Below are 22,874 nucleotides of genomic sequence, written 5' to 3' on the forward strand. Positions count from 1 at the left end.
CCACCAGCAAGGGGAACAGGGACATGTCGATCGCATCAGGGGTATCCGGGGTTTCCGGTGTCAGCGGGGTTTCGGGCGTGAGCGGGGTGTCGGGCGTGTCCGGCGTCTCGGGCGTGTCGGGGGTCAGCGGCGTCTCGGGGGTGAGCGGCGTGTCGGGCGTGTCCGGCGTCAGCGGGGTCGGCGGCGCCTATTCCGGCTCCCTCTCGCTCGCCATCCTCACCTCGCGCGACGGCATCGCCGGCCCCTACGAGCCCCTGCCCGCCCCGCCGGCGCAGCTGCCCGCCAACGCCGAGGCCAACCTGCACCTCTGGGGCCCGATCGAGCGGGTCACCATGATCTCGGGCGAGCTGTTGGGCGCCCTCGGCGTGGCAGGCTCCGGCGAGAGCGTCTCGCTCTACACCCTCGAAACCGGCGGCGGCACCGCCGACGTGGCGCCCTCGGCCACCTATCACCGGTTGGCCAAGCTCACCCGGCCCACGCCCGACGACTTCCTTGCGCAAACCGCCATCGTCCACAACTACGCCGACCTGCGCCCCGACCGGGCCGGCGAGATCCTCAACCAGGTCGGCTACCCCACCGAGTTCTTCCAGCCGATCCTCGGCCTGCGGGCCGGGCTGCACAAATACACCATCGAGCTGATCGCGCTGGTCCAGGCCATCGCCTCCAACGTGGTGCTGCAATGCAAGCACCGGCTCGCCTGCGTGAGGCCCGACAGGTTCTCGGGCCAGCTCATGCCGCTCATCCCCACGCCCGGCCACGGCGCCCTGCCCTCGGGCCATGCGACCGAGGCCCATGTCGTCGCCCGCACCCTCATCCACCTGATGGCGGGCAAGGCGCAGCTGCCCCGGCAGAGCGAGCTCCTGCTGGCCCAGGCCGCGCGCATCGCGGTCAACCGCACCGTCGCCGGCCTGCACTTTCCGGCCGACAGCTTTGCCGGGGCGGCGCTCGGGCTGGCGCTGGCCGACCACCTCGCCCAGCGGGCGGGCGCCGCGGGCGCCGAGGCCAGGGAGACAACCTTCCACGGCCCGGGCATCGGGCTGGAGGATTTCCACCTCTCCAAGGTCTACGACCTCGCCGCCGACGCGCCCAAGGCCTTCGGCAGCCTCGTCACCCGCGGCAACGCGCTGGCCGTGGTGAGCGCGGCGCCGCTCTTCACCTGGCTCTGGGGCAAGGCGCGGGAGGAATGGCCAGACGCCTGATGCGTCTCCCCGCCTCCCCTCTTCCAGCACAAGGGCCCCGCCGATGACCACCGCGCTCACATTCACCCCCGAGGACGACCCCGAAGGCGTCACCGCCATGTTCGATCCCTACTCGGCCTGGTCGCTGCGCTACGCGCTCGACTTCGACCTGACGGCGACCGAAGACAGGGACGACCCGCACGACTTTCGCTACATGTTCACCGTCGACACCATGCAGGCGGGCGACATCGAGGATCTGCCCGAACCCTTCCGCGTCGATGGCGAAACCGACGTGGTGCTGCTGACCCGCTCGGTCAACATCGACGGCGGGGTGGAGAGCGCGCAGGCCACCTTCCAGTCCATCGCGCCCTTCGACCCGGCGCAGAACAGCTTCAGCCGGCTGGCCCCGGCCGAGGGCGGCGAGAAGCGCCTCGCCGCCGCGCCCCCGCCCGACGAGAAGGCCGAGCTGGCCGCAGCCGAGGCCGAGGAGGCCGAGGACCAGGCCCGTATCGCCTCGCGTGACACGCTGCACTTTCGCGCGCCGCTGCGCCGGGTCTCCCTGCCCCAGGGCGCGACCCGCACGATGGAATACACCGCCCAGGGCCTGCCCGAGGCCACCGCCACCATCGTCGGCGTGATCGACGACGGGATCAATCCGCTGCACAGCGCCTTTCGCGACAGCATGGGCGGCACCCGGCTCGACTTCGCCTGGGTGCAGGACGCCGCCGCCCCCCCCGGCACCACCACCGTGCCCTTCGGGCGCGAGCTGACCAAGGCCGAGATCGACGCCGAGCTTGCCGCCGGCCCCCGCCCCGAGCCCGACAGGCTGGCGGCACTGGGGCTGGGCGACTTCACCCGCGCCGGCGTGCACACGGTGGCGCAGCGGCTCTCCCACGGCACGCACGTCGCCTCGCTGGCGGCGGGCGACGGCCCCGACCACCTGCGCCTGCTGACCGTCCAGCTCCCGGCGGCGGTGACGATGAACACCTCCGGCGCCTTCATGTCGCCCTTCGTGCTGGCCGGCGCGGCCCATATCCTCGACCGGGCCTGGCTGATGTCGCTGGCCGAGGGCTTTCCGATCCCGGTGGTGATCAACTTCTCCTATTCGCTCTCCGGCGGGCCGCACAACGGGCTGCACTTCCTGGAGCGCGCGATCGACACGCTGGTGCAGGCGCATCTGGAGCGGCTGGCGCGGCAGTTTCCCACCAAGCCCGGCCGGTCCGAGGTGGAGGTGGTGCTGCCCACCGGCAACCGGCTGCTCGCCCGTGGCCACGCCGAGGTGGCCGGCGGGCCGCAGGGCCGCACGGCCAAGACCGCGCTCACCCTGCCCTGGCGGGTGCAGCCCGGCGACGAAAGCTCCAACTTCCTCGAACTCTGGATGCCCCGCTCCGCGGCGGGGGTGGAGCTCTGGCTCACCCCGCCCGGCGGCACCGCCACCCGCGTCACCGGGCTCTCAGCCACCCAGTCGGTGCTGATCCACCCCGAGGGCGACCCCGCCGCGGTGATCGGGCGCATCTCGCTCGACCGCCAGAAGGGCCAGCAGGCGCTCGACGGCATCCCCCGCAAGAAGCGCGTGCTGATCGCGCTCGCCCCCTCCTGCATGCCCGCCGCCGTGGCCCGCCCCGCCTGCCCCTCCGGCCTCTGGCAGGTCGAGCTGCGGGCACGGGTCTCCGAAGGCGAGCTGATCGAGGCCTGGATCCAGCGCGACGACGCGCCCCTGGGCTATCGCCGCCCCGGGCGTCAGAGCTATTTCGACGACCCGGCCTACGCGCGCTGGGACGCGATGGGCGGCGTGGCGGTCTATGACAGCGGGCCTTCCGTGGTGCGGCGCGCGGGCAGCCTCAACGGCATCGCCACCGGGCGGCGCAGCACGGTCGTCGGCCCCTCGATGACCCGCTCCGACCGGCTCGCCGCAGGCTTCCCGGCGCTCGGCACCCTGCCCGGAGCACCGGGATACACGCCGCTGGCCGCCCACCCCCGCCGCGCCGCCGCCCCCTACGGCACGGCCGCCGCGCCGCAGATGCGCCAGCCCGACGCCTCCGCCGAGGGCGACCGCTCGCTGGTGACGCCGGGGGTGATCGGCGCGGGCGCGGTCTCGGGCAGCCGCATGCCGATGAACGGCAGCTCGGTGGCCGCGCCGCAGTTCGCCCGTTTCCTGGCCGATCGCTACCTGGGCCTGTCGCCCGGCGGCCCCGGCCTCTGGCCCGCGGCCTCCGAGCCCGCGCATGTGGCGCGGCTCGGGGCCCATGCCCTGCCGCCCCAGTCGGGCGGCGTGGCCGGCCTGCGCTGAGAGTGTGATGAGTTTCTCCCGGACCATTGACCGGGACAGGTGAAGGACATTGACGTTGAAGATTTGCCTCTCCAACGGAGACCACGGCCCCGCCCCCGAAGGTGCCCCTGCGCCCGAAGGGGCCCTTGCGCCAGGCTACTTCTTTCCGGACGCGGCGGGCGAGGAGCGGCTGGGGCTGAACCTCCTGCTCTCCCGCCTCGGCGCGGCGATGGACCGCGAGGAGCTGGCCTCCTCCGCCACCCGCCCCGAGGTGCTGGCGCTGGCGCCGCTGGCGGCCCAGGCGCTGCTCTGCTTCGTCACCCCTCCCGGGGCGCAGCTCGCCCTGCCCGATTTCGACGCCGACACGCTCCTGCCGCTCGACCGCGAGACCATCGCCCACGATCTGGTGCAGGCCCATCCCTTCGCCCCCCGCGCCGAGCCGGTCTTGCCGGGGCCTGCCGCCCGGCTCGCCGCGGCGCTCGCGCGGCTGCCCGATCCGGCCGGCAGCCTGCACTGGCTGCTGCTCCACCGCCTGCTGCCCGGGCTCTGCGACCCGGCCATGCTCGCCGCCGTCCGCGCCGCCGGGGCGCCGCTCTTCGCCAATGCGCCCGAGGGGCCGGTGCTGCCGCTCGAGTTCGCGGCGGCACTGCTCTCTGCGGCGCCCTTTCCGCAGCCTTCGGCGCGGCACCTCGCGCTCGCCTACTGGCTCAACATTCCCACCGCCCAGGGCACGCTCACCGCGCTGCGCCAGGCCGACACGCCGCGCGTGGGCCAGTTCCCGCTGCAACCCCGGCTCGAGCGGGCCGATCTCAGCCGCGGCGAAGCCGGGGCGGTGGTGGTGGAGCACGACCTGCACAAACGCACGCCGCTGTGGTTCTACCTCTGGCGCGAGCGCGCGCTGCTGGGCACCGGCGGGCGGCTCGGCCCGCTTGGCGGCCGCCTGCTCGCCGAGGGCCTCATCGGCCTCGTCGCCCACGCCGGCAATGCCGCCATGGCCTGCACCGAGGAAGGCCCCGCGCCCGAGGGCACGCTGGAGAGCTGGCAGGCCGCGCTGGCCTGACCCGCCCCTAGGGTTCGTGAAAGGCCTCTCCCGCCTTGGTCAGCGGCTTGGTCAGGTAGCTCAGCACCGTCTTCTCGCCCACGTGCAGCTCGACCTCCGCCACCAGGCCGGGCCGCATCTCGATGCCGCTCTGCCTTGCGGTCATCGCGCCCTCGTCGATCCGCAGCACCACCTTGTAATGCGCCTCCCGCTCGGGGCGGCGCTCGTCCTTGAAGCTGTCGGCCGAAACCAGGTGCACCTCGCCCCTGAGCGCGCCGTAGATGGTGTAGTCATAGGCCGAGAGCTTGATGGTGGCGGGCTGGCCGGGGCGCACGGTGGCAATGTCGCGCGGCTTCACCTGCGCCTCGACGAAGAGCGCATCGCCCAGGGGCACGATCTGCAGGATTTCCTCGCCCGGACGCACCACGCCGCCGATGGTGCTGACGCTGATCTTGTTCACGATCCCCTTCATCGGCGAGCGGATCTCGGTGCGGGCAAGCTGGTCGGCGCTGAGCTTCATCTGCTGCCGCAGGCTGGCCAGCTCCCTCAGGGTCTCGGCGTACTCGTCGGCCCGGCGCAGCTCGGCGGTGCTCACCACCTCCTCGTAGCGGGCGCGCGCATCGGAGGCGGCCTTGCGCGTGCGGGTCACCTCGATGAGCGCCACCACCTTCTGCTCCAGCATCCCCTCCATCAGCTCGTTCTCGCGCTCGGCCTGCTCCATCACCGCCTGCGCCCCGCTGGCGCGCGCCTCGGTGTCGGCCTGCCGCGCCGCCAGCAACGCGCGTTCCGAGGCCACGATCTCGGGGCTGCGCCCGGCCAGCGCCTCGGGCACCGCGAAATCGTGGTAGCCCCCCATCTCCGCCTCCAGCCGGAGGCGGCGGATGTCCAGCGCGGCGATCCTGTCGCCAATGTCGTCCACGGTGGTCTGAAACCCGGTGCCCTGCAGCCGCGCCAGCACGTCGCCGGGCGCCACCTCGTCGCCTTCCGACACCAGCAGCTCGGCCAGGATGCCGCCCTCCAGGTTCTGGATGATCTGCGGCCGCGAGGCCGAGACAACCTCCGCCGGCGCGCGCACGATCTCGTCCACCTTCGCCATGCCCGCCCAGAGCAGGAACACCATGAGCGTGAGGCCGACCAGCCAGATCAGGCGCGAGGCCCGCTCCAGCCGAGTGTCCATCTGGGCGTCAAACCCGGTCTGGCCGCCCCCGCCGGGGCCCGGCGCGCTCCAGCTGCTCATGCCGCACCGCCCAGCGGCAGCCGCTTGGCCGCACCGCTGGCCTTCAGATGCGCCAGAACCTCGTCCTTCGCCCCGTCCACCGCGACCCGCCCCTGCTGGAGCACCACGATGCGCGAGGCCAGGCTCAGGATCGGCAGCCGATGCGTGGCAATCACCGCCGTCCGGCCCTTCAGCCATTCGCTTAGCCGGGCCACCACCTGCGCCTCCAGGGCCTGGTCGAAGCTCGCGGTCGGCTCGTCGAGCAGCAGCACGCCGGGGTTCTGCAACCACAGCCGCGCCCAGCCCACACCCTGCCTCTGGCCCACGCTCAGGCCCTCGCCGCCATCGCGGATGTCGAGATCGAGCCCCTTGGGATGGGAGCGCACGAAATGCCCCAGCCCGGCAAAATCGAGCGCCGCCAGCAGCCGGTCGTCGTCGCGCTCCAGCATGTGCATGTTGAGGTTGTCGCGCAGCGTGCCCACGACCAACCGCACATCCTGCGCCAGGTAGCCGATGCCGCGCCGCAGGTCGGCGGGCGCGATCTGGCCGATGTCGGTGCCATCCAGCATCACCCGCCCCCCGGTGGGCGCATAGAGCCCCGAGAGCAGCTTCATCAACGTCGACTTGCCCGACCCGTTGGAGCCCAGAACCGCCAGCGTCTCGCCCGCCTTCACCTGAAGCGCAGCCACGTCGAGCACCGGGGCGCTCTCCTCGTCATAGGCAAAGCGGGTGCCGATCAGCGTGTAGCTGCCCCGCAGCCGCTCCCGCCGCAGGTACTTGCGGCCCTCGGCCACGTCCTGCGGCGCATCGGCCACCGCATCGAGCCCGGCCAGCGCGGTCTTCACGTTCGACCAGCGCGACATGGTGGCCGCGAGCTGGCTCAGCGGCGCCAGCGTCCGGCTGGTGAGGATGCCCACGGCAATGATCGTGCCCACGGTGAACTCGCCGGCGAACACCATGAAGGTGCCCAGCACCACGGCGGCCACATAGGTCGCCTGCTGCACCCCCTGGCTCCAGAAGGTGAGCGCGGCCGAGAGCCGCCGTTGCTCGGACGACTTGAGCGACGCGAGCGCGTTCAGCTCGTCCCAGGCCCGCATCAGCCGCTCCTCGCCGCGCTGCGCCTTGATCGTGTCGAGCTCGTAGATCGCCTCGTGCAGCACCCGGCCCGCCTTCACATTGGCGCCCTGGGTCTCGCGGGTGAGCCGCATCATCCGCCGCTGCAGGAACCATCCGGGCAGCACCATGAGCACGCCGCCCAGCACCAGCACCCAGACGACCGGCCCGGCAATCGCCGCAACCAGAAGCAGGAACAGCCCGATGAACGGCAGGTCGGTCAGCGTGCCGATCGTGCCGGCGGTGAAGAACTCGCGCACCGAGCCGAACTCGCGCATCGAGGCAAAAAGCTCCGAAGGGCTCTGCGACCGCCGGTCCGAGCGCATCCCCACCACCCGGCTCATCAGCAGCCGCTGCACGCTCAGCTCGATGGTCCGCCCGCCGCCATCCATCAGCCGCGACCGCGCCACCTTGAGAAGCCCCTCCAGCAAGATCGCAAGCCCCGCCCCCAGCGCCAGCACCCAAAGCGTCGCCATGGATTGATGCGGGATCACCCGGTCGTAGACCTGCAGCGAAAACAGCGCCACCGAGACCGCCAGCAGGTTGGCCACCAGCGAGCCAATGGCGATTTCGGCGATGTAGCGGCGGAACTTGGGGAACTCGCCCCAGAACCAGTGCGGCGGCTTGTCGGCCGTCCGGTGGCTGGCGGCCACCTCGGCCAGCGTGACCTCGGCCTTCAGCACCCGGCCCGCGTAATGCGGGGCAAACTCCTCCAGCGGCACCGCCGCGCGGTTGTCGGTGCCGGTCACGTCGTAGACCGTCAGGTCGTCGCCCTGCTGCGAGAGCACCAGCACCAGCTGGCCGCGATTCATCTGGGCGATGGCCGGCCAGAGCGCCGGGCTCAGCTCGGCCTCGCGGCGGATGCTCACCAGCATCCCCGCGCCCGAGAGCGCGCCCGCCAGGGCCTCCACCGTCACCGGGCGGTCGGCCTCGCCGTTGCGGGCGATATCCTCGGCGATGTCGCGGCCCAGCAGCGGCTTGCCCAGCAAGCCCGCATAGGTGGCGGCCAGCTCGGCGCGGGCCGCCAGCCTGCGGCGCGCCTCGCCGGCATCGGCCTCCGTCGCCCGCCGCACCGGCGCCGCCACCGCCTCGCCGCCCACCACGCCGAGGATCCCGGCCCGGGTCATCTTCATCTTCAGCGAGGTGCGCGGCGCGGTCATATGCGGCTCCCGTCCACCAGGAGGCCCAGCTCCGCGGCGATCTTGAGTTTCGTCAGCGCGGCCCGGTGGGTCAGGGCCACGCGCTTGGTCTCGGCATCGAGCCAGGTCTCGAACACGCCCACCACGTCGAGCACCTTGCGCTGGCCGCCGTCATACTGCTGCTGGAAGAGCTCGTAGTTGCGCCGGGCCTGGGCCGCGAGCCGCACCTGCTCCGCCGCCTGCCGCTCGGTGGCGGCCAGCTCCTGCTTCAGCCCGGCGAGGCGGCGCGCGCTCTCTTCGCGCGCCTGCCCCAGCCGGGCCTCGGCGCCCGCCTCGGCCGCGCGGATCGCCTGAAGCCGCGCCGCCGTGCCGAATCCAAGCCCGTTCTCCGACCCCACGCGCAGCGCCGGGTCGCCGCCGCCGTCGCCGATCTGCGCCTGCGCACTGACCCCGGGCAGATGGCCCGCCCGCTCGATCTGCGCCTGTGCCACCTGGCGGGTCTTGTCGGCCTCGGCCTTCAGCACCGCCAGCGCGGTCTCGACCCCGCCCGGCGTCTGCGCCTCGCCCAGGCCGCGCACCGCGTCCAACGGGCGCACCGACATCGCGTTCAGCTCGGCCAGCGCCGTTGCCGCCGCCTCCGCGCCCGTCCGCATCCCGGCCTCCACCTCGCCGCGCTTCTGGCGCATCACGCTGAGTTCGGAGAGGTCCGAAACCCCGCCCTCCACCCGCCGCTCCATGACCCACTCGAACTGCCGCATCCGCTCCAGCCCGGTCGCGGCCACCGCCGCCTCGGCGCGGCCCTGCTCGGCGGTGAGATAGAGCGAGAGCGCGGTGAGCAGCCGCGCGTTGGTATCCTCGGCCAGCACCACCGCGGCATGTTCCACATCCGCCGCAGCAAAGGCCCGCTCGGCCTTCTTGCGTCCGCCCTGCCAGATCACCTGGTCGACGACGATCGAGGTCACCAGGTCGCCCAGCGACGAGAGCGAGACGGATGGCCCGATGGTGGGCAGCCAGTTCTTCTCGGCGGCCACGGCGCGGAGCTTCGCCGCGCGCAGTTCCGCCTCGGCGGCGCGGGTGTTGGCCGCCAGCACCGCATCCGCGACCTGTCCGTAGGGGCTGGCCGGGGCGATCACCGAGCGGCGGCGCAGCAGGTCGGCGATGACCACGCTCCGCGAGGCCTCGGCCTGCCCCAGCACCGCGGGCGCCGCCGGGTCGGTGGCCGCCCGCGCGGTGTCACCGCCGCCGCCCATGCAGCCCGACAGCAGCGCCACGGCGGCACAGCCCATCCATATGCTTCCTCGCGCGGGGCGCATCACGCCTCCTGTCCCTGCCTCTTTCCCGGCGGTGCCTCTCTGGCGGGCACCGTCCCGAAACCTCGTCCCCTCGCCGACAGGATCACACCAGCGACGGGTTCACCTGAATGTCGTGGTCGATGACAAGCGTGCCCTCGCCCAGGGTGTACACATCGTAGCTCTGGCCCTCGATCGTGCGGCTCTGCCCCGTGGCCACCGCGCCCTCGGCGCGCACGATGTCGTCGAACCCGCCGTGGATCGTCAGCTCGTTGGTGAAGCCGGACAGCGCCGAAAGCTGCTCGGGCGTGATGGTGATCTCCGCCTCCGAGGCAAACTGCAGGTCCACCGCCTGAATGTCGAACTGCCCCAGGCCGGGGTTGGCGAGGTTCACCAGCGAGTTGCCCGGCTCCTCCATCACGAAGAGCGTGCCCGCCTGGTTGCCCGCGGCATCGGTCGAGGTGACCACGAGATGCGAGCCGGTCGGGATTGCCTCGTTGAAGTCGAAGATCAGCTCGCCGTATTCGTCGTCGATCTCCAGCTCGTAGGACACCGCCGAAACATTGCCCGACGCATCGACCTTCTGCACCTCGGTGATGTCGTCGTTCATCGCCGTGCCGATCTCGCGCACGCCGGTCCCGCCCTGGCGGAAGCTCAGGATCACCGGCGCATCGGGGTTCTGGGTATCGACCGAAACCACCGTGGTCTCGGTGCGGGTGTTGCCCGCGTGATCCGTGGCCATCACCGTCGCGGTGGCGGCGTATTCGCCCGCCGGAATTTCGCCCGCGGCAAAGACCGCCGTCCAGCTGCCCGCCGCATCCACTGCCGCCGCATGGGTGGCGCCCTCGAAGCTCACGATCACGCTCGAGCCGGGCTCGACCGTGCCGGTAAAGCGCACGCCCTCGGCCTGCTCCCTGGCGTTGACAATGTCATCCCCGGCCACCGTGGCGATGGTCAGCGGCTCCACATGGGTGTCGATCCGCACCGAGTCCGAGATCGAGGCGCGGTTGCCCGCCGCATCGGTCGCCACCGCGCTGATCGCGGCGCTGTAGTCGCCATCGGGCACCGCGCCCGGCGCAAAGGTGGCGGTCCAGGTGCCGTCGCCGGCCACCGTCGCCTGCTGGGTCACGCCCGCAAGGCTCACGATCACCGAACTGCCCGGCTCCACCGTGCCCGAAAGCCGGATGCCCGCGCCGTATTCCACCGCGTTCACGATGTCGTCCACCGCGATCGGGCCGTCGAGGGTCAGGCTGATCAGCCGGTCCACCTCGATGCTGCCCGCCGCCTGCGCCTGGTTGCCCGCAAGGTCGGTCGAAACCACCGAAACATCGGCCACCGTCTCGCCCGCCGGAATGTCGCCGGGCAGAAAGCTCACCTGCCAGGCGCCGTTGCCCGCCACCATCGCGGGCCGGGTGACGCCTGCGAAGGTCACCTGCACCGTGGCCCCCGGCTCACCCGTGCCGGTGAGCACGAAGCCGTTCAGCGCCTCCTCGGCGTTGATGATCCCGTCCCCCTCGACCCTGGTATCGACCGTGACCGCGGTCTCGGTGTCGATCCGCAGCACGTCGGTCGCGGTCGAGAGGTTGCCCGCCCGGTCGGTCGCCGTCACCAGCACCGGCGCGTCATAGGTGCCCGGCGCGATCTGCCCGGCGGCAAAGGTCGCGCTCCAGCTGCCATCTGCCGCCACCACCGCCGGCAGGCTGGCGTTGCCCAGCTTCACCATCACCGTGGAACCCGGCTCCGTGGTGCCGGTCAGGGTGATCCCGTTTCCGGCCTCCACCGCATTCACCACGTCGTCCGCCGTCACCGGCGCGTCCGAGATCGCCACCCATCCCTGGGTATCCACCTCGACCGAGGTCGCCGCGCTCGAGCGGTTGCCCGCCGGCGACACCGCCGTGGCGCTCACGCTCATGTCATACTCGCCCGCCGGAAAGCTCGAGGGCGGAAAGCTCACCACCCAGTTGCCCGCGCCATCCACCACGGCGGGATAGTCCCGTCCGTTCATGGTGATGCTGACCGAGGAGCCCGGCAGCGTCGTGCCGGTGAGGCTGATCGCCTGCCCCGCCTCCACCGCGTTCACGATGTCATCCGTGGTCACCGGCTGGCCGGAGAACTCGACAAAGCCCAGCGTGTCCACCACGAGGCTGTCGGCCACGGTGGCCAGGTTGCCCGCCGCGTCCCGCGCGGTCACGGTGATGGCCGAGGTATAGGCCCCCTCCGCAATCTGCCCCGGCGCCAGCACCAGGCTCCAGGACCCGTCCGCCGCCACGCTCGCGCCATGCACCGCCTGGCCGATCTGCACCTCGACCGTGTTGCCCGGCTGCGTCGTGCCGCTCAGGGTCAGCCCGCCGTCGCGGTCGTCGGCGTTCACCACCCCGTCGGCCCCGGCAAAGCCCGCGTCCAGCGTCACGCTGGTCACGGTGTCCACCGCCCAGCTGCCGCTCGCGGAGCTGACGTTGCCATGGCTGTCGGTCGCCGTCGCCACCAGCGTGAGCTCGTATTCGCCCTCGAAGGTGCCGGCCGGAAAGCTCACGCTCCACGCACCATCGGCCGCCACACTGGCCGGATAGTCCGCGCCGTTCATGGTGACGATCACGCTGGAGCCCGGCTGCGTCGTGCCGGTAAAGGCGATGCTGCCCCCGGCCTCCGCGCCGTTGATGATGTAATCCCCGCCGAAAGCCAGGTCGTCGAAGGCCACCGCGCCCAGGGTGTCCACCACCAGCACATCGCCATAGGTCGCGGAATTGCCGATCGCATCCACCGCGCGCACGGTGATCTCGGCCTCGTATTCGCCCTCCGGCGCCGCATCGGGACCGAAGGTCACCTCCCAGGTGCCGCTGTCGCCCACCGTCAGCTCGGTCGAAACCCCGCCCAGGGTCACCACCAGCACCGCACCCGGCTCGGAGGTGCCGGTCACGGTCACGCCGCCCGCATGGCCCTCGCCGTTGAAGAAATCGCCCGTCGAGACCACACCCGAGGTAAAGCTCACCTCGGGGGCCACCGTGTCGATCAGCACGCTCGGCCCGGTCAGCACCACGTCGCTGCCGCCCTGGTCCGGCGTCGTCACCTCCACCACGTAGCTGCCATCCTCGGGCAGCGTCTCCCCGGTGAAGACCACCTCCCAGCCGCCATCCTCGCCCACGGTCACCACCTGGCTCACCTCGCCGGTCACCACGGTCACCTCCTCGCCCGGCACGCCGGTGCCGCTGACGACAAACGAGGGGTCGGGATCGTCGTCGCCACCCAGCACCCATTCGCCCGGATCGACCGTCACATCCCAGCTCGGGCCGCCGCCTCCGCCGCCGCCACCGGCGCCGCCGCCGATCAGCGCGCCGCCGCCGACAAGCGCCGCAAGGCCACCGCCGCCGCCCATGCCCCCCAGGCCCAGAAGCCCGGTGTCGAACTGTGCGGCCATCACCTCGGGTTCGTCATAATGGATCAGGTCGTCGGCCGGGCTCCATTTGCCCCAGCTCGCCTCGGGCTGGTAGAGCGCATAGAGCTCGTCGTCGGCCCCCTGCGTCAGCTCCACGAGGGTCAGCTCGCCGCCCTTCGAGATGTAGAGCATGTTCTCGCCGTCGAAGTAGCCCGCCAGCCGGATCTTCGACCCGTCCGCCAGCTCCACCAAGAGGTCATCGCCCTCGCGCGTGTAGCCCGCAACATCGGCCTGCCCGAGATGCAGCGAAACCTGCTGCCCGTCGCCCACGCTCAACCGTGACCCGACACCCTCGCTTCCGAAAATACCATTGGAGACATTGCCCGCACTATCACGGACGACAAACTCGATCGCCTGCATCATAACCGCCATCTTTGTGCCCGGTATCTTTTGCACCGGTGCTTTTATTTATTTGCGCCCAACATATTGTTGTCTGAGCGAAACTTACTACTCGTGCTGCCAGATATACCCAGATGATTCGAAAAAACAAACAAAAAACATGGCCGCCTCGACCAGCCTCAAGGCTGTGGCAAGAAAGCGAACACCCACAACATGTTGAGGTACCTTCCGCGCCCGCCCTGCCCGGCCCGGGATGAAATTCCAAGGCCTCACCTCGGCAATTCAGGGTGGAATTCGGGCGCAATTGCGGGCCGCGCACCCCTGAAATTCGACGGCGGGTCAATGGCCCGCGCGCGGCGATCCCCGCCTCAGCCCAGCGCCGCCGTCACCCGCGCGGCAAAGTCCTCGCCGCGTCGCTCGAAGCTGTCGTACTGGTCGAAACTCGCCGCCGCCGGCGCCAGCAGCACCGTCTCGCCGGGCTGCGCCTCGGCCACCGCGCGGGCCACCGCCTGCTCCATGGTATGGCAGACCTCCGCCTCCACCCCCGGCCCCAGCCGCATCGCAAAGCCCTCGGCCTCGCGCCCGATCACATAGGCCTTCACCACATTGGCCAGCCCCGCGCGCAGGCCCTCCAGCCCGCCCTCCTTCTCGAGCCCGCCGCAGATCCAGCGGATGCCCCTGAAGGCCGCCAGCGCCTTCGAGGCGCTGTCCACATTGGTCGCCTTGCTGTCGTTGACATAGACCACGCCCCCCTTCTCCGCGATCCGCTGCGAGCGGTGCGGCAAGCCGGCAAAGCTCCTGAACGCGCGTTCGATCTCCTTCGGCCCCAGCCCCAGCGTCCGGCAGGCCGCATAGGCCGCACACGCGTTCTGGTGGTTGTGCGCGCCGGGCAGCCCGGCGATCTCTCGCAGGTCGATCGCCCCCACCTGCCGCCCCTTCCGCCACTCCGCCAGGAACCCCTTGCGCGCGAACACGGTCCACCCCGCGCCGGTCAGCTTCTGGCCGCTGCTCACCCGGATCACCCGGTCATCGCCCGGCCCCTCGCTCATCTGCCCGGCGAGGTAGAGCCCCTCCGGCTCGTCCACGCCGATCACCGCCCGGTCCGGCCCCCCTTCCGCAAAGAGCCGCCGCTTGGCCGCGAAATAACCGCCGTAGCCGCCATGCCGGTCGAGGTGATCGGGGCTGAGGTTGGTGAAGACCGCCACATCCGGCGTCAGCGCGCGCGCCAGGTCGGTCTGGTAGCTCGACAGCTCCAGCACCACCACGCCACCATCGCCCGCAGGGTCGATATCCAGCACCCCCCGCCCGATGTTGCCCGCCAGCTGCGCCTCGCGGCCCGCCTCGGCCAGGATGTGGTGAATGAGCGCCGAGGTCGTGCTCTTGCCGTTCGAGCCGGTCACCGCCACCACCTTCGGCGTCACGTCGAAACGGTCCCAGTCCTCGGTCGCGAAGGAGCGGAAGAACAGCCCGATATCGTTGTCCACCGGCACCCCCGCCGCCAGCGCCGCGGCAATCGCCGGATGCGGCGCCGGGTAGAGATGGGCAATCCCGGGCGAGGTCACGAGGCAGGCCACACCCTCGAAGGCGCCTTCCCTGGTCAGGTCGCGCAGCACGATGCCCTCGGCTTCCGCCTTGGCCCGCCCGGTCTCGCCGTCGTCCCAGCCGATCACCTGCGCACCGCCCGCCGTCAGCGCCCGCGCCGCCGTGAGCCCCGATCGCCCGAGGCCCAGCACCGCCACAACCGCTCCGTCAAACCCGCGCACAGGGATCATCGCACCGCCTCCATCAAGCTCCGCTCCTGCCTACAACCAAGCGCAAGGGCCCGCAATCGCGCCCAACCCGGCTCATCTTCTTGGCAAAAATACCTTGCCCGCCCCCTCCGCTCGCGCCACGCCCGATCCGGCGCAGGGCGGCGCGGCCAGGGCGCGGGGGCGGAGCGGGGTGGGCGGGCGGGAGCGCCGCCCCCGCGCCCGTCACCACGCGATCGGCAGCTTGCGCCGAAAGAACCCGCCGGTCGGCCCGTCCTCGCTCAAGGTCGCCAGCCAGATCGCCGTCTCTGCCGCCTGCGCCGGCGTGGTCGGCGCCTCGGCCCCGCCCATCCGCGTGTTCACCCAGCCCGGGTCCATCGCGTTCACCTTCACATGGGGCGGCAGGTCGCGCGGCAGCACGCAGGTCAGCGCGTTCAGCGCCGCCTTGGCCACGCCGTAGCCGTTGGGCCCCTGCATCCCCTGCGCAAAGCTGCCATAGCCCGACGACAGGTTGACGATCCGGCCCCAGCCGCGCAGCGCCATCCCCGGCACCAGCGCCCGCATCAGCAGGAAGGGCGCATGCACCATCACCTCCATCGCCTCGAAAAACCCCTCCGGGTTCTCGAAGAGCGAGCCCTGCGGCAGCACCCCTGCATTGTTCACCAGGATGTCGAAAGGCTCGCCCTGGAGCAGCGAGAGCATGTCGTCGGGCTCCCGCAGGTCCATCACGAAGAGATCCGCCCCCAGCGCATCCGCCGCCGCCTCGCCCGCCGCCTCGTCGCGACAGCCGATCACCACCTCGTGCCCCAGGGCAATCAGCCCCTCGGCGATGGCATAGCCGATCCCCCGGTTGCCGCCCGTCACGAGCGCCCGCCGGATCACGCCGTCCCTCACCGGATCTTCAGCGTGGCCAGGCCGATCAGCGCGAGGATCAGCGAGATGATCCAGAACCGGATCACGATCTGGGGCTCCGCCCAGCCGCGCTTCTCGAAATGGTGGTGCACCGGCGCCATAAGGAACACCCGCTTGCCGGTGCGCTTGAAGTAGAGCACCTGGATGATCACCGAGAGCGCCTCGGCCACGAAGATGCCGCCCACGATCGCCAGCACCAGCTCGTGCTTGGTCACAACCGCGATCGCGCCCAGCGCCCCGCCCAGCGCGAGGCTGCCGGTATCGCCCATGAAGACGGCCGCCGGCGGCGCGTTGTACCACAAAAAGCCCAGCCCCCCGCCGATCAGCCCGGCGGTAAAGATCAGCAGCTCCCCCGAGCCCGGCACGTAATGCACGTCGAGATACTCGGTGAAGTCGACGCGCCCCACCGCATAGGCGATCACCCCCAGCGTGCCGGCCGCGATCATCACCGGCATGATCGCCAGCCCGTCCAGCCCGTCAGTCAGGTTCACCGCATTGGCCGCGCCCACGATCACCACCATCGAGAAGGGCACGAAGAAGATGCCGAGGTTCACCAGCACGTCCTTGAACACCGGCAGCGCCAGCTGCCCGGTCAGCTCGGCAGGGTGAAACCACGCCGCCGCCGTGCCCGCCGCCGCCGCGATCAGCAGCCCGATCCCGAACCGCAGCTTGCCCGAGACCCCCTTGGTGTTGCGCTTGCTCACCTTGGCGTAGTCGTCGGCAAAGCCGATCAGGCCAAAGCCCACGGTCACCAGCAGCACGATCCAGACATAGGGGTTGTCGAGCCGCGCCCAGAGCAGGGTCGAGAGCGCCAGCGCCGAGAGGATCAGCAGGCCGCCCATCGTCGGCGTGCCCGCCTTGCTGAGGATATGGCTCTCCGGCCCGTCGTCCCGAATGGGCTGCCCGCCCTTCTGCCGCTTGCGCAGCAGGTTGATCAGCGGCCGTCCAAAGATGAACCCGAAGACCAGCGCGGTGAAGAACGCGGCACCGGCGCGAAACGTGATGTAGCGGAACAGGTTGAACGCCCCGCCCCCGTCGCCCAGATCAGCCAGCCAATAGAGCATGCCCCCGCCCCTCTTTCCCGTTAACTCGTTCTCGTTATTGCGGCACCGCTTGGCCCATTTTCCGTATCGCGTCAACAACCCGCCCCAGACCCGTGCCCAGCGAGGCCTTGACCAGCACGACATCGCCCGCATCCACCAGCCGCGAGATCTCCTTGGCCATCGCGGCGCCGTCGGCGGCATGGTATCCGCGCTGGTCCTCGGGCAGCGCGTCATGCAGCGCCTGGCTGAGCGGACCCACCGTGTGAACGGTATGCACCTGCTCCATCGCCTCCAGCCCGGCCAGCGCCGCGTGCAGCGCTTCTTCCTCGGGCCCCAGCTCCAGCATGTCGCCGATCACCGCGATCCGCCGGCCCTTGCGAACCCGGCCGATCCCGTCGCGCGGGGTGGTGGTGGCCAGCATCTCCAGCGAGGCGGCCATCGAGGCGGGGTTGGCGTTGTAGCTGTCGTCGTAAAGCGTGATGAACCCCCCGGCCCGCGCAGGGTCGGTGGTGATCTCCTCGCGTGCGCCGCGCCCCTCGAAGGGGGTCCATTTGGTCAGGTCCGCGGTGGCGAGCCCGGTATCGGCCCCCAGCGCCTGCGCCACCGCCAGCGCGCCCAGCGCATTCATCGCAAAATGCGTGCCCGGCGTGGTCAGCTTGAAGAGCGCCGGCTGCGCGCCCAGCCGCGCCTCGGCCACGGTCTGGCCCTCGCTCAGCACCACCTTGCCCAGGGCAAACTCGCCGCTCTGGCCGAAGCTGATGATCCGCGCGCCCGCCGCCTCCGCCGCCGCCCTCAGGATCGGCGTGGTGTCGATGTCGCCGTTGATGACGGCCACGCCGCCGGGCTCCAGTCCCTCGAAGATGCTGGCCTTCTCTCGCGCGATCCCCTCCAGCGAGCCGAAGGCCGCCATATGAGCCGGGGCCACCGTGGTGATCATCGCCACGTCCGGCCGCGCCATCCGCGCCAGCGGGGCAATCTCGCCGGGGTTGCTCATGCCGATCTCGATCACCGCAAAATCCGCCTCTACCGGCATCCTTGCCAGCGTCAGCGGCACGCCCCAGTGGTTGTTGAAGCTCTTCTCGGCGGCATGCACCCGGCCCTGACGGCTCAGGATCGCCCTGAGCATCTCCTTGGTCGAGGTCTTGCCGACCGAGCCGGTCACCCCCGCCACCTTCGCCTTCGTCCGCGCCCGTCCCGCGCGGCCCAGCGCCTCCAGCCCCTCCAGCACGTCGGCCACGACGAGCAGCGGCGCATCCTCGGCCACGCCCTCCGGCACCCGGCTGACCAGGGCCGCCGCCGCCCCCTTGGCCAGCGCATCGGCCACAAAGTCGTGCCCGTCGCGCACATCCTTCAGCGCGATGAAAAGGTCTCCCGGCGCGATGCTCCGGCTGTCGATCGACAGGCCCGTGGCCGCCCAGTCCCCCCGCGCCGTGCCGCCCGTGGCTGCCGCGGCCTCGGCCGCCGTCCAGAGCGCGCTCATGTCATCTGCCCGTCAAGCGCGGCCACGGCCACGCTGGCCTGCTCCACGTCATCGAAGGGAAACACGTCATCCCCCACGATCTGCCCGGTCTCATGGCCCTTGCCAGCGATCAGCAGCGCGTCGCCCGGCCCCAGCGCATCGACGCCCCGCAGGATCGCCTCGGCCCGGTCGCCGACCTCGGTGGCCTCGCCATCGGCTTGCAGAATTGCGGCACGGATACTGGCCGGATCCTCGCTGCGCGGGTTGTCGTCTGTCACTATTCGAACATCGGCATGGTCACGCGCGGCCTCGCCCATCAGCGGGCGCTTGCCCCGGTCGCGGTCGCCGCCGGCGCCATAAACCACCACCAGCCGCCCCATCACATGCGGGCGCAACGCCTGAAGCGCGGTCGCCAGCGCATCGGGCGTATGGGCGTAATCGACAAAGACCGCCGCCCCGTTCTCGCGGGTGGCGGCCAGCTGCATCCGGCCCCGCACCGTGGTGAGCTGCGGCAAGGCGTTGAACACCTCCACCGGGTCGGCCCCGCTGGCGATGCACAGGCCCGCGGCGACCATCACGTTCTCGGCCTGGAACCCGCCGATCAGCCCCAGCCGCACCTGCCGCGGCGTGCCCTCGTGCAGAAAGCGCAGGTCCTGCCCGGTGGCGTCGAACCGCTGGCCGACGATGGCCAGCTCGTAATCCTCGTCATGGCCCACCCGCAGCACCGCATGGCCTGCCTCCTCGGCAATCGCCGCCATCTCGGGGCCGCGCGGGTCTTCCATGTTGATCACGGCAGGCGCGTCCTCGGCCAGCACCTGGTCGAAGAGCCGCGCCTTGGCGGCAAAGTACTCCTCGAAGGTGGCGTGGTAGTCGAGGTGATCCTGCGTGAAGTTGGTGAACCCCGCCGCCGCCAGCCGCACGCCGTCGAGCCGCCGCTGCGCGAGCCCGTGCGAGCTGGCCTCCATCGCGGCATGGGTCACGCCCTCGTCCACCGCCAGCGCCAGCGCCCGATGCAGGGTGATCGGCTCGGGCGTGGTGTGCTTGAGCGGGTAGTCCCAGGCCCCCTCCACACCCGTGGTGCCGAGGTTGACGGCGCTCAAGCCCATCGCCATCCAGATCTGCCGGGTAAAGCTCGCCACGGAGGTCTTGCCGTTGGTGCCGGTCACCGCCACCATCACGTCGGGCTGGCTGCCGAACCACAGCGCAGAGGCCATCGCCAACGCGCCGCGCGGATCCTCGGTCACCACCAGCGCCACGTCGAACTTGTCCAGCTCCTCCGCGGCAACGCGGGCGCCCTCGGCATCGGTCAGCACCGCCTTCGCGCCCATCCGCAGCGCGTAGCCCACGAACTCGGCGCCATGCACCCGGGTGCCCGGCAGGGCCGCAAAGAGATAGCCCTCCTTCACGTCGCGGCTGTCCACCGCGAGCCCGGTCACCCGGGCCTCCGCGCCATGCTGGGCCGTCAACCCGAGCTCCGCCAGCGACCGTATCCTTGCTCTCTCGCTCATCGCCGGCCGCCCCTCTTATGCTGCTCAGTTCGAGGCCTGTATTACCTCAGCTTCCGCGCCGGGTTCAACGCTTGGCCGGAGACCGAGCAGCGGCGCGATCCGGCGGATCATCTCGGCCGTCACCGGCACCGTCGTCCAGCCCGCGGTGCGGCGCGGCTCCGGGCCGCTCAGCTCCACCGGCTCGTCGAGGCTGACCACCAGCACATACTTCGGGTCATGCGCCGGAAAGACCGTGGCAAAGGTCGAGATCACCTTGTCCTTGTAATAGCCGCCGCGCGGCTTGGGCTTGTCGGCGGTCCCGGTCTTGCCGGCCACCGCATAGCCCTCCACCTCGCCAAAGCTCGCCGTGCCCTCGGTGACCACCTTGCGCAGCATCACGCGGGCGCGCTCGGAGGTCCGCTCGCTCACGATCCGCGGGCCCACCTTTCTCTCTTCCTGCTTGAGCAGCGTCGGATAAACCCTTGTTCCGCCATTGAGAAGCGAGGCATAGGCGGTGGCCAGATGCAGCGGGCTCGCCGAAAGCCCGTGGCCATAGCTGATCGTCATCGTCGAGATCTCCGACCAGTTCGGTGGCAGCAGCGGCTTGCCCGTGGGCGCCTCCACCATCTCCACCGGGGTCGGCTCGAAGAACCCGAGCGCGCCCAGAAACTCCTGTTGCCGCTTCGCGCCGATATCCATCGCCACCCGCGCCGTGCCGATGTTCGAGCTCTTCACGATCACCTTGGTCACGCTCAGCTCGTTGCCGTAGTTGTGGAAGTCGCGGATGCGATGCTTGCCCCAGGTCAGCGGCCCCTTGGTGTTGATCATCGTCTCGGGGTTCACCAGCCCAAGCTCCATCGCCTGGGCCGCGGCAAAGATCTTGAAGGTCGAGCCCAGCTCGTACACCCCCTGCACCGACCGGTTGAACAGCGGGCTGTCGCTCTGGTCGCCGCTGGTCAGCGGGCGCGGGCGGTTGTTGGGGTCGTAATCCGGCAGGCTCGCCATGGCGACGATCTCGCCCGAATGCACATCCATCAGCACCGCCGACGCGCCCTTGGCGTTCATCAGCTTCATGCCGCCGTTCAGCACCTCTTCGGTCACCGCCTGCACGGTGAGGTCTATGGTCAGCTCCAGCGGCTTGCCGGCCCGCGCCGGATCGCGGAGCAGCGCGTCGAACTGCTTTTCCACGCCGGCCACGCCCACCACCTCGGCGCTGTGCACGCCCTCGCGGCCAAAGCTCGCGCCGCCCAGGATATGCGCCGCCAGCTTGCCGTTGGGGTAAAGCCGCATCTCGCGCGGGCCAAACAGCAGGCCGGGCTCGCCGATGTCATGCACCGCCTGCATCTGCTCGGGGCTGATCTTCTTCTTCACCCAGACAAACTTGCGGCTGCCGGTGAAGTCGCGCTTCAGCCGCTCCGCGTCGAGGTCGGGAAAGATCCGGGCCAGCTCTTCCGCCGCACGCTCCTTCTCCACCATCAGCGGAGGCTGGGCGTAGAGCGAGTGAGTCGAGAGGTTGGTGGCCAGCACCCGCCCCTGCCGGTCCACGATGTCGGCCCGGCTGGCGCTGATCAGCTCGGCCACGCCCCCGCTCGAGGGCTCGGCGGGCACCGAAGCCGCCAGATGCCCCATCCGCGCCCCGATCACCACGAAGGCGCAGAAGAAGCAGACGCCGAGCACAAAGAGCCGCCCCTCGGCGCGAAAGCGCAGCTTGTCGCGTTGCGCCTCGTGGCGCAGCCGCAGGTTCTCGCGCTCGATCATGTCGGGGTTCTGGCCGCTCTGCCGGGCGGCGATCACCCGGGCCAACGGGCGCAGCGGGGTGCGGGTCATGGGTTCTGCTCCTCGGTCTCTGCGGCCTCATCGGCCAGCGTGCCCTGAATTTCCACCGGATCGGTGATCGGCGGCAGGTCCTCCGCCGGAAAGCCCACCTGGTCGACCCGGCCAAACTGCTCGGCTCCGAAGGGCAAGAGTCCCAGGCGGCCAAAGTTCAGCTCCGCCAGCTCGGTCAGCCGCTCGGGCCGGTTGAGGTAGGCCCATTCCGCGCGCAGCATGGCGCGGGTGTCATAGAGGTTGCGGATCTCGCTGCGCAGGCTCGCCATGTCCTTCTGCGCCCGCTGGGTCTGGTAGTTCTCGTGATAGGCCCAGAAGGCGAGGCCCATCACCGCCAGCGCCGAGATGACATAGAAGAAGCCCCGCATCCTCTTACCCTTTCCACCAGTGTTTCGGGCCCGGCAGGCCCATTTGCCCCCGGTCCACCGCGCCGCCCGCCTCGCCAGTCCGGCGCGCCATGCGCAGCTTGGCACTGCGGGCACGCGGGTTGGCCGCGATCTCGTCGTCGCTCGGCCCCACGGCCTTGCGAGTGATCGGCGCAAAGGGCGCGGGCTCGGCCGCCTGCTCGGGGGCGTATCGGTTGCCGCGCGGCGCCGCGCCGGAGCGGGCGGCGAGGTAACGCTTCACCACCCGGTCCTCCAGCGAATGAAAGGTGACGACGGCCAGCACGCCGCCCTCGCCCAGCAGCCCCTCCGCCGCCTCCAGCCCCGCGATCAGCTCGCCGAACTCGTCGTTCACCGCGATCCGGATGCCCTGAAACGTGCGCGTCGCCGGATGCACCTGCCCCGGCTTGGGGCGCGGCAGGCAGCCCGAGACCACCTCCGCCAGCTCCAATGTCCGCGAGAAGGGCCGCGCCTTGACGATCGCCCTGGCAATCCGCCGCGCCGCCCGCTCCTCGCCGTAGAAATGGATGATATCGGCCAGATGCGCCTCTTCGGCCTCGTTCACCAGCTCCGCCGCGCTGGGGCCGTCGCTCGCCATCCGCATGTCGAGCGGCCCGTCCTTCATGAACGAAAACCCCCGCTCGGCCTGGTCGAGCTGCATCGAGGATACGCCCAGATCGAGCACCACGCCCTCCACCGGCCCCTCGACCAGCGCGCCCATCTGGCTGAACTGCCCCTCGATCACCTCAAGCCTTTCGCCGTAGTCCGCGATCATCGCGGCGGCCCCGGCCACGGCGCTCGGGTCGCGGTCGATGCCCGTCACCTTGCCGGCGCCCGCCTCCAGCAGCCGCCGGCTGTAGCCGCCCGCGCCAAAGGTGCCGTCGACCCAATGCCCCGCCACCGGCGCGGCGTTCTCGATCAGGGGATCAATGAGAACAGGTACATGGGGCGCGCGCCCGTTTGGGTGATCTGGCGAGAGCTTTCCGGCCGCCGCCATCGC

At 70.8% G+C, this 22,874-nt stretch carries 15 protein-coding genes; 3 read left to right on the top strand and 12 right to left on the bottom strand.

What is annotated here, in order from left to right:
- Positions 1–23: 23 nt before the first annotated feature.
- The 3 genes from BUR94_RS10475 to BUR94_RS10485 are packed head-to-tail and all read left to right on the top strand — an operon-like array spanning position 24 to position 4,507.
- Complete coding sequence (locus tag BUR94_RS10475) at positions 24–1,199, top strand: phosphatase PAP2 family protein (protein WP_139301263.1); 1,176 nt, start codon at positions 24–26, stop codon at positions 1,197–1,199.
- Between the two features lie 43 nt (positions 1,200–1,242).
- Positions 1,243–3,468, top strand: coding sequence for a S8 family serine peptidase (locus tag BUR94_RS10480; RefSeq protein WP_074256189.1), 2,226 nt, complete (start codon positions 1,243–1,245; stop codon positions 3,466–3,468).
- 49 nt (positions 3,469–3,517) lie between these two features.
- Complete coding sequence (locus BUR94_RS10485; RefSeq protein ID WP_139301264.1) at positions 3,518–4,507, top strand: hypothetical protein; 990 nt, start codon at positions 3,518–3,520, stop codon at positions 4,505–4,507.
- 7 nt (positions 4,508–4,514) lie between these two features.
- Here the strand turns inward: BUR94_RS10485 and BUR94_RS10490 are convergent, their stop codons facing one another.
- The 12 genes from BUR94_RS10490 to rsmH all read right to left on the bottom strand — a co-directional run bounded on the left by BUR94_RS10490 (position 4,515) and on the right by rsmH (position 22,871).
- Positions 4,515–5,723 carry a beta-barrel domain-containing protein gene (locus BUR94_RS10490; protein WP_074256191.1) on the bottom strand — a complete coding sequence of 403 codons (1,209 nt, stop codon included), beginning with the start codon at positions 5,721–5,723 and terminating at the stop codon, positions 4,515–4,517.
- Positions 5,720–7,975 carry an ATP-binding cassette domain-containing protein gene (locus tag BUR94_RS10495; protein ID WP_245794430.1) on the bottom strand — a complete coding sequence of 752 codons (2,256 nt, stop codon included), beginning with the start codon at positions 7,973–7,975 and terminating at the stop codon, positions 5,720–5,722. Before BUR94_RS10495 ends, BUR94_RS10490 begins: the two co-directional genes overlap by 4 nt.
- Positions 7,972–9,240, bottom strand: a complete 1,269-nt coding sequence (locus tag BUR94_RS10500) for a TolC family protein (RefSeq protein WP_175570457.1) — start codon at positions 9,238–9,240, stop codon at positions 7,972–7,974. Before BUR94_RS10500 ends, BUR94_RS10495 begins: the two co-directional genes overlap by 4 nt.
- A 109-nt stretch (positions 9,241–9,349) precedes the next feature.
- Entirely contained in the window at positions 9,350–13,048 is a 3,699-nt protein-coding gene (locus BUR94_RS10505) for an Ig-like domain-containing protein (protein WP_139301265.1), read from the bottom strand.
- A gap of 335 nt (positions 13,049–13,383) precedes the next feature.
- Positions 13,384–14,787 (bottom strand): UDP-N-acetylmuramoyl-L-alanine--D-glutamate ligase, encoded by a 1,404-nt coding sequence (murD, locus tag BUR94_RS10510; RefSeq protein WP_074256193.1) that lies wholly within the window; start codon positions 14,785–14,787, stop codon positions 13,384–13,386.
- A 201-nt stretch (positions 14,788–14,988) separates the two neighbouring features.
- On the bottom strand, positions 14,989–15,657 hold the full coding sequence (locus tag BUR94_RS10515) for an SDR family NAD(P)-dependent oxidoreductase (RefSeq protein WP_217694047.1): 669 nt from the start codon (positions 15,655–15,657) through the stop codon (positions 14,989–14,991).
- Positions 15,654–16,739, bottom strand: a complete 1,086-nt coding sequence (gene mraY, locus BUR94_RS10520; protein ID WP_074256194.1) for a phospho-N-acetylmuramoyl-pentapeptide-transferase — start codon at positions 16,737–16,739, stop codon at positions 15,654–15,656. The genes BUR94_RS10515 and mraY overlap by 4 nt, the downstream gene beginning before the upstream one ends.
- Positions 16,740–16,773: 34 nt before the next feature.
- The gene (locus tag BUR94_RS10525) at positions 16,774–18,198 is read right to left on the bottom strand and encodes a UDP-N-acetylmuramoyl-tripeptide--D-alanyl-D-alanine ligase (protein ID WP_074256195.1); all 1,425 of its coding nucleotides are present in this window, start codon (positions 18,196–18,198) and stop codon (positions 16,774–16,776) included.
- Positions 18,195–19,685 (bottom strand): UDP-N-acetylmuramoyl-L-alanyl-D-glutamate--2,6-diaminopimelate ligase, encoded by a 1,491-nt coding sequence (locus BUR94_RS10530; RefSeq protein ID WP_074256196.1) that lies wholly within the window; start codon positions 19,683–19,685, stop codon positions 18,195–18,197. Before BUR94_RS10530 ends, BUR94_RS10525 begins: the two co-directional genes overlap by 4 nt.
- A gap of 24 nt (positions 19,686–19,709) precedes the next feature.
- The gene (locus BUR94_RS10535) at positions 19,710–21,491 is read right to left on the bottom strand and encodes a peptidoglycan D,D-transpeptidase FtsI family protein (RefSeq protein WP_074256197.1); all 1,782 of its coding nucleotides are present in this window, start codon (positions 21,489–21,491) and stop codon (positions 19,710–19,712) included.
- Positions 21,488–21,859: a cell division protein FtsL gene (ftsL, locus tag BUR94_RS10540; protein ID WP_074256198.1), complete on the bottom strand. Its 372-nt coding sequence runs from the start codon at positions 21,857–21,859 to the stop codon at positions 21,488–21,490. The genes BUR94_RS10535 and ftsL overlap by 4 nt, the downstream gene beginning before the upstream one ends.
- A gap of 4 nt (positions 21,860–21,863) precedes the next feature.
- Positions 21,864–22,871, bottom strand: a complete 1,008-nt coding sequence (rsmH, locus tag BUR94_RS10545; RefSeq protein ID WP_074256199.1) for a 16S rRNA (cytosine(1402)-N(4))-methyltransferase RsmH — start codon at positions 22,869–22,871, stop codon at positions 21,864–21,866.
- Between the last annotated feature and the right edge of the window lie 3 nt (positions 22,872–22,874).

Origin of the sequence: Vannielia litorea (genome assembly GCF_900142295.1) — a bacterium.
Classification (GTDB): Bacteria; Pseudomonadota; Alphaproteobacteria; order Rhodobacterales; family Rhodobacteraceae; genus Vannielia; species Vannielia litorea.

Excerpts from the sequence above, each read along its gene's own strand:
- BUR94_RS10475 (WP_139301263.1), top strand. The coding sequence starts at position 24 with ATGTCGATCGCATCAGGGGTATCCGGGGTTTCCGGTGTCAGCGGGGTT.
- BUR94_RS10480 (WP_074256189.1), top strand. The coding sequence starts at position 1,243 with ATGACCACCGCGCTCACATTCACCCCCGAGGACGACCCCGAAGGCGTC.
- BUR94_RS10490 (WP_074256191.1), bottom strand. The coding sequence starts at position 5,723 with ATGAGCAGCTGGAGCGCGCCGGGCCCCGGCGGGGGCGGCCAGACCGGG.
- BUR94_RS10495 (WP_245794430.1), bottom strand. The coding sequence starts at position 7,975 with ATGACCGCGCCGCGCACCTCGCTGAAGATGAAGATGACCCGGGCCGGG.
- BUR94_RS10500 (WP_175570457.1), bottom strand. The coding sequence starts at position 9,240 with ATGGGCTGTGCCGCCGTGGCGCTGCTGTCGGGCTGCATGGGCGGCGGC.
- BUR94_RS10505 (WP_139301265.1), bottom strand. The coding sequence starts at position 13,048 with ATGGCGGTTATGATGCAGGCGATCGAGTTTGTCGTCCGTGATAGTGCG.
- murD (WP_074256193.1), bottom strand. The coding sequence starts at position 14,787 with ATGATCCCTGTGCGCGGGTTTGACGGAGCGGTTGTGGCGGTGCTGGGC.
- mraY (WP_074256194.1), bottom strand. The coding sequence starts at position 16,739 with ATGCTCTATTGGCTGGCTGATCTGGGCGACGGGGGCGGGGCGTTCAAC.
- BUR94_RS10525 (WP_074256195.1), bottom strand. The coding sequence starts at position 18,198 with ATGAGCGCGCTCTGGACGGCGGCCGAGGCCGCGGCAGCCACGGGCGGC.
- BUR94_RS10530 (WP_074256196.1), bottom strand. The coding sequence starts at position 19,685 with ATGAGCGAGAGAGCAAGGATACGGTCGCTGGCGGAGCTCGGGTTGACG.
- BUR94_RS10535 (WP_074256197.1), bottom strand. The coding sequence starts at position 21,491 with ATGACCCGCACCCCGCTGCGCCCGTTGGCCCGGGTGATCGCCGCCCGG.
- ftsL (WP_074256198.1), bottom strand. The coding sequence starts at position 21,859 with ATGCGGGGCTTCTTCTATGTCATCTCGGCGCTGGCGGTGATGGGCCTC.
- rsmH (WP_074256199.1), bottom strand. The coding sequence starts at position 22,871 with ATGGCGGCGGCCGGAAAGCTCTCGCCAGATCACCCAAACGGGCGCGCG.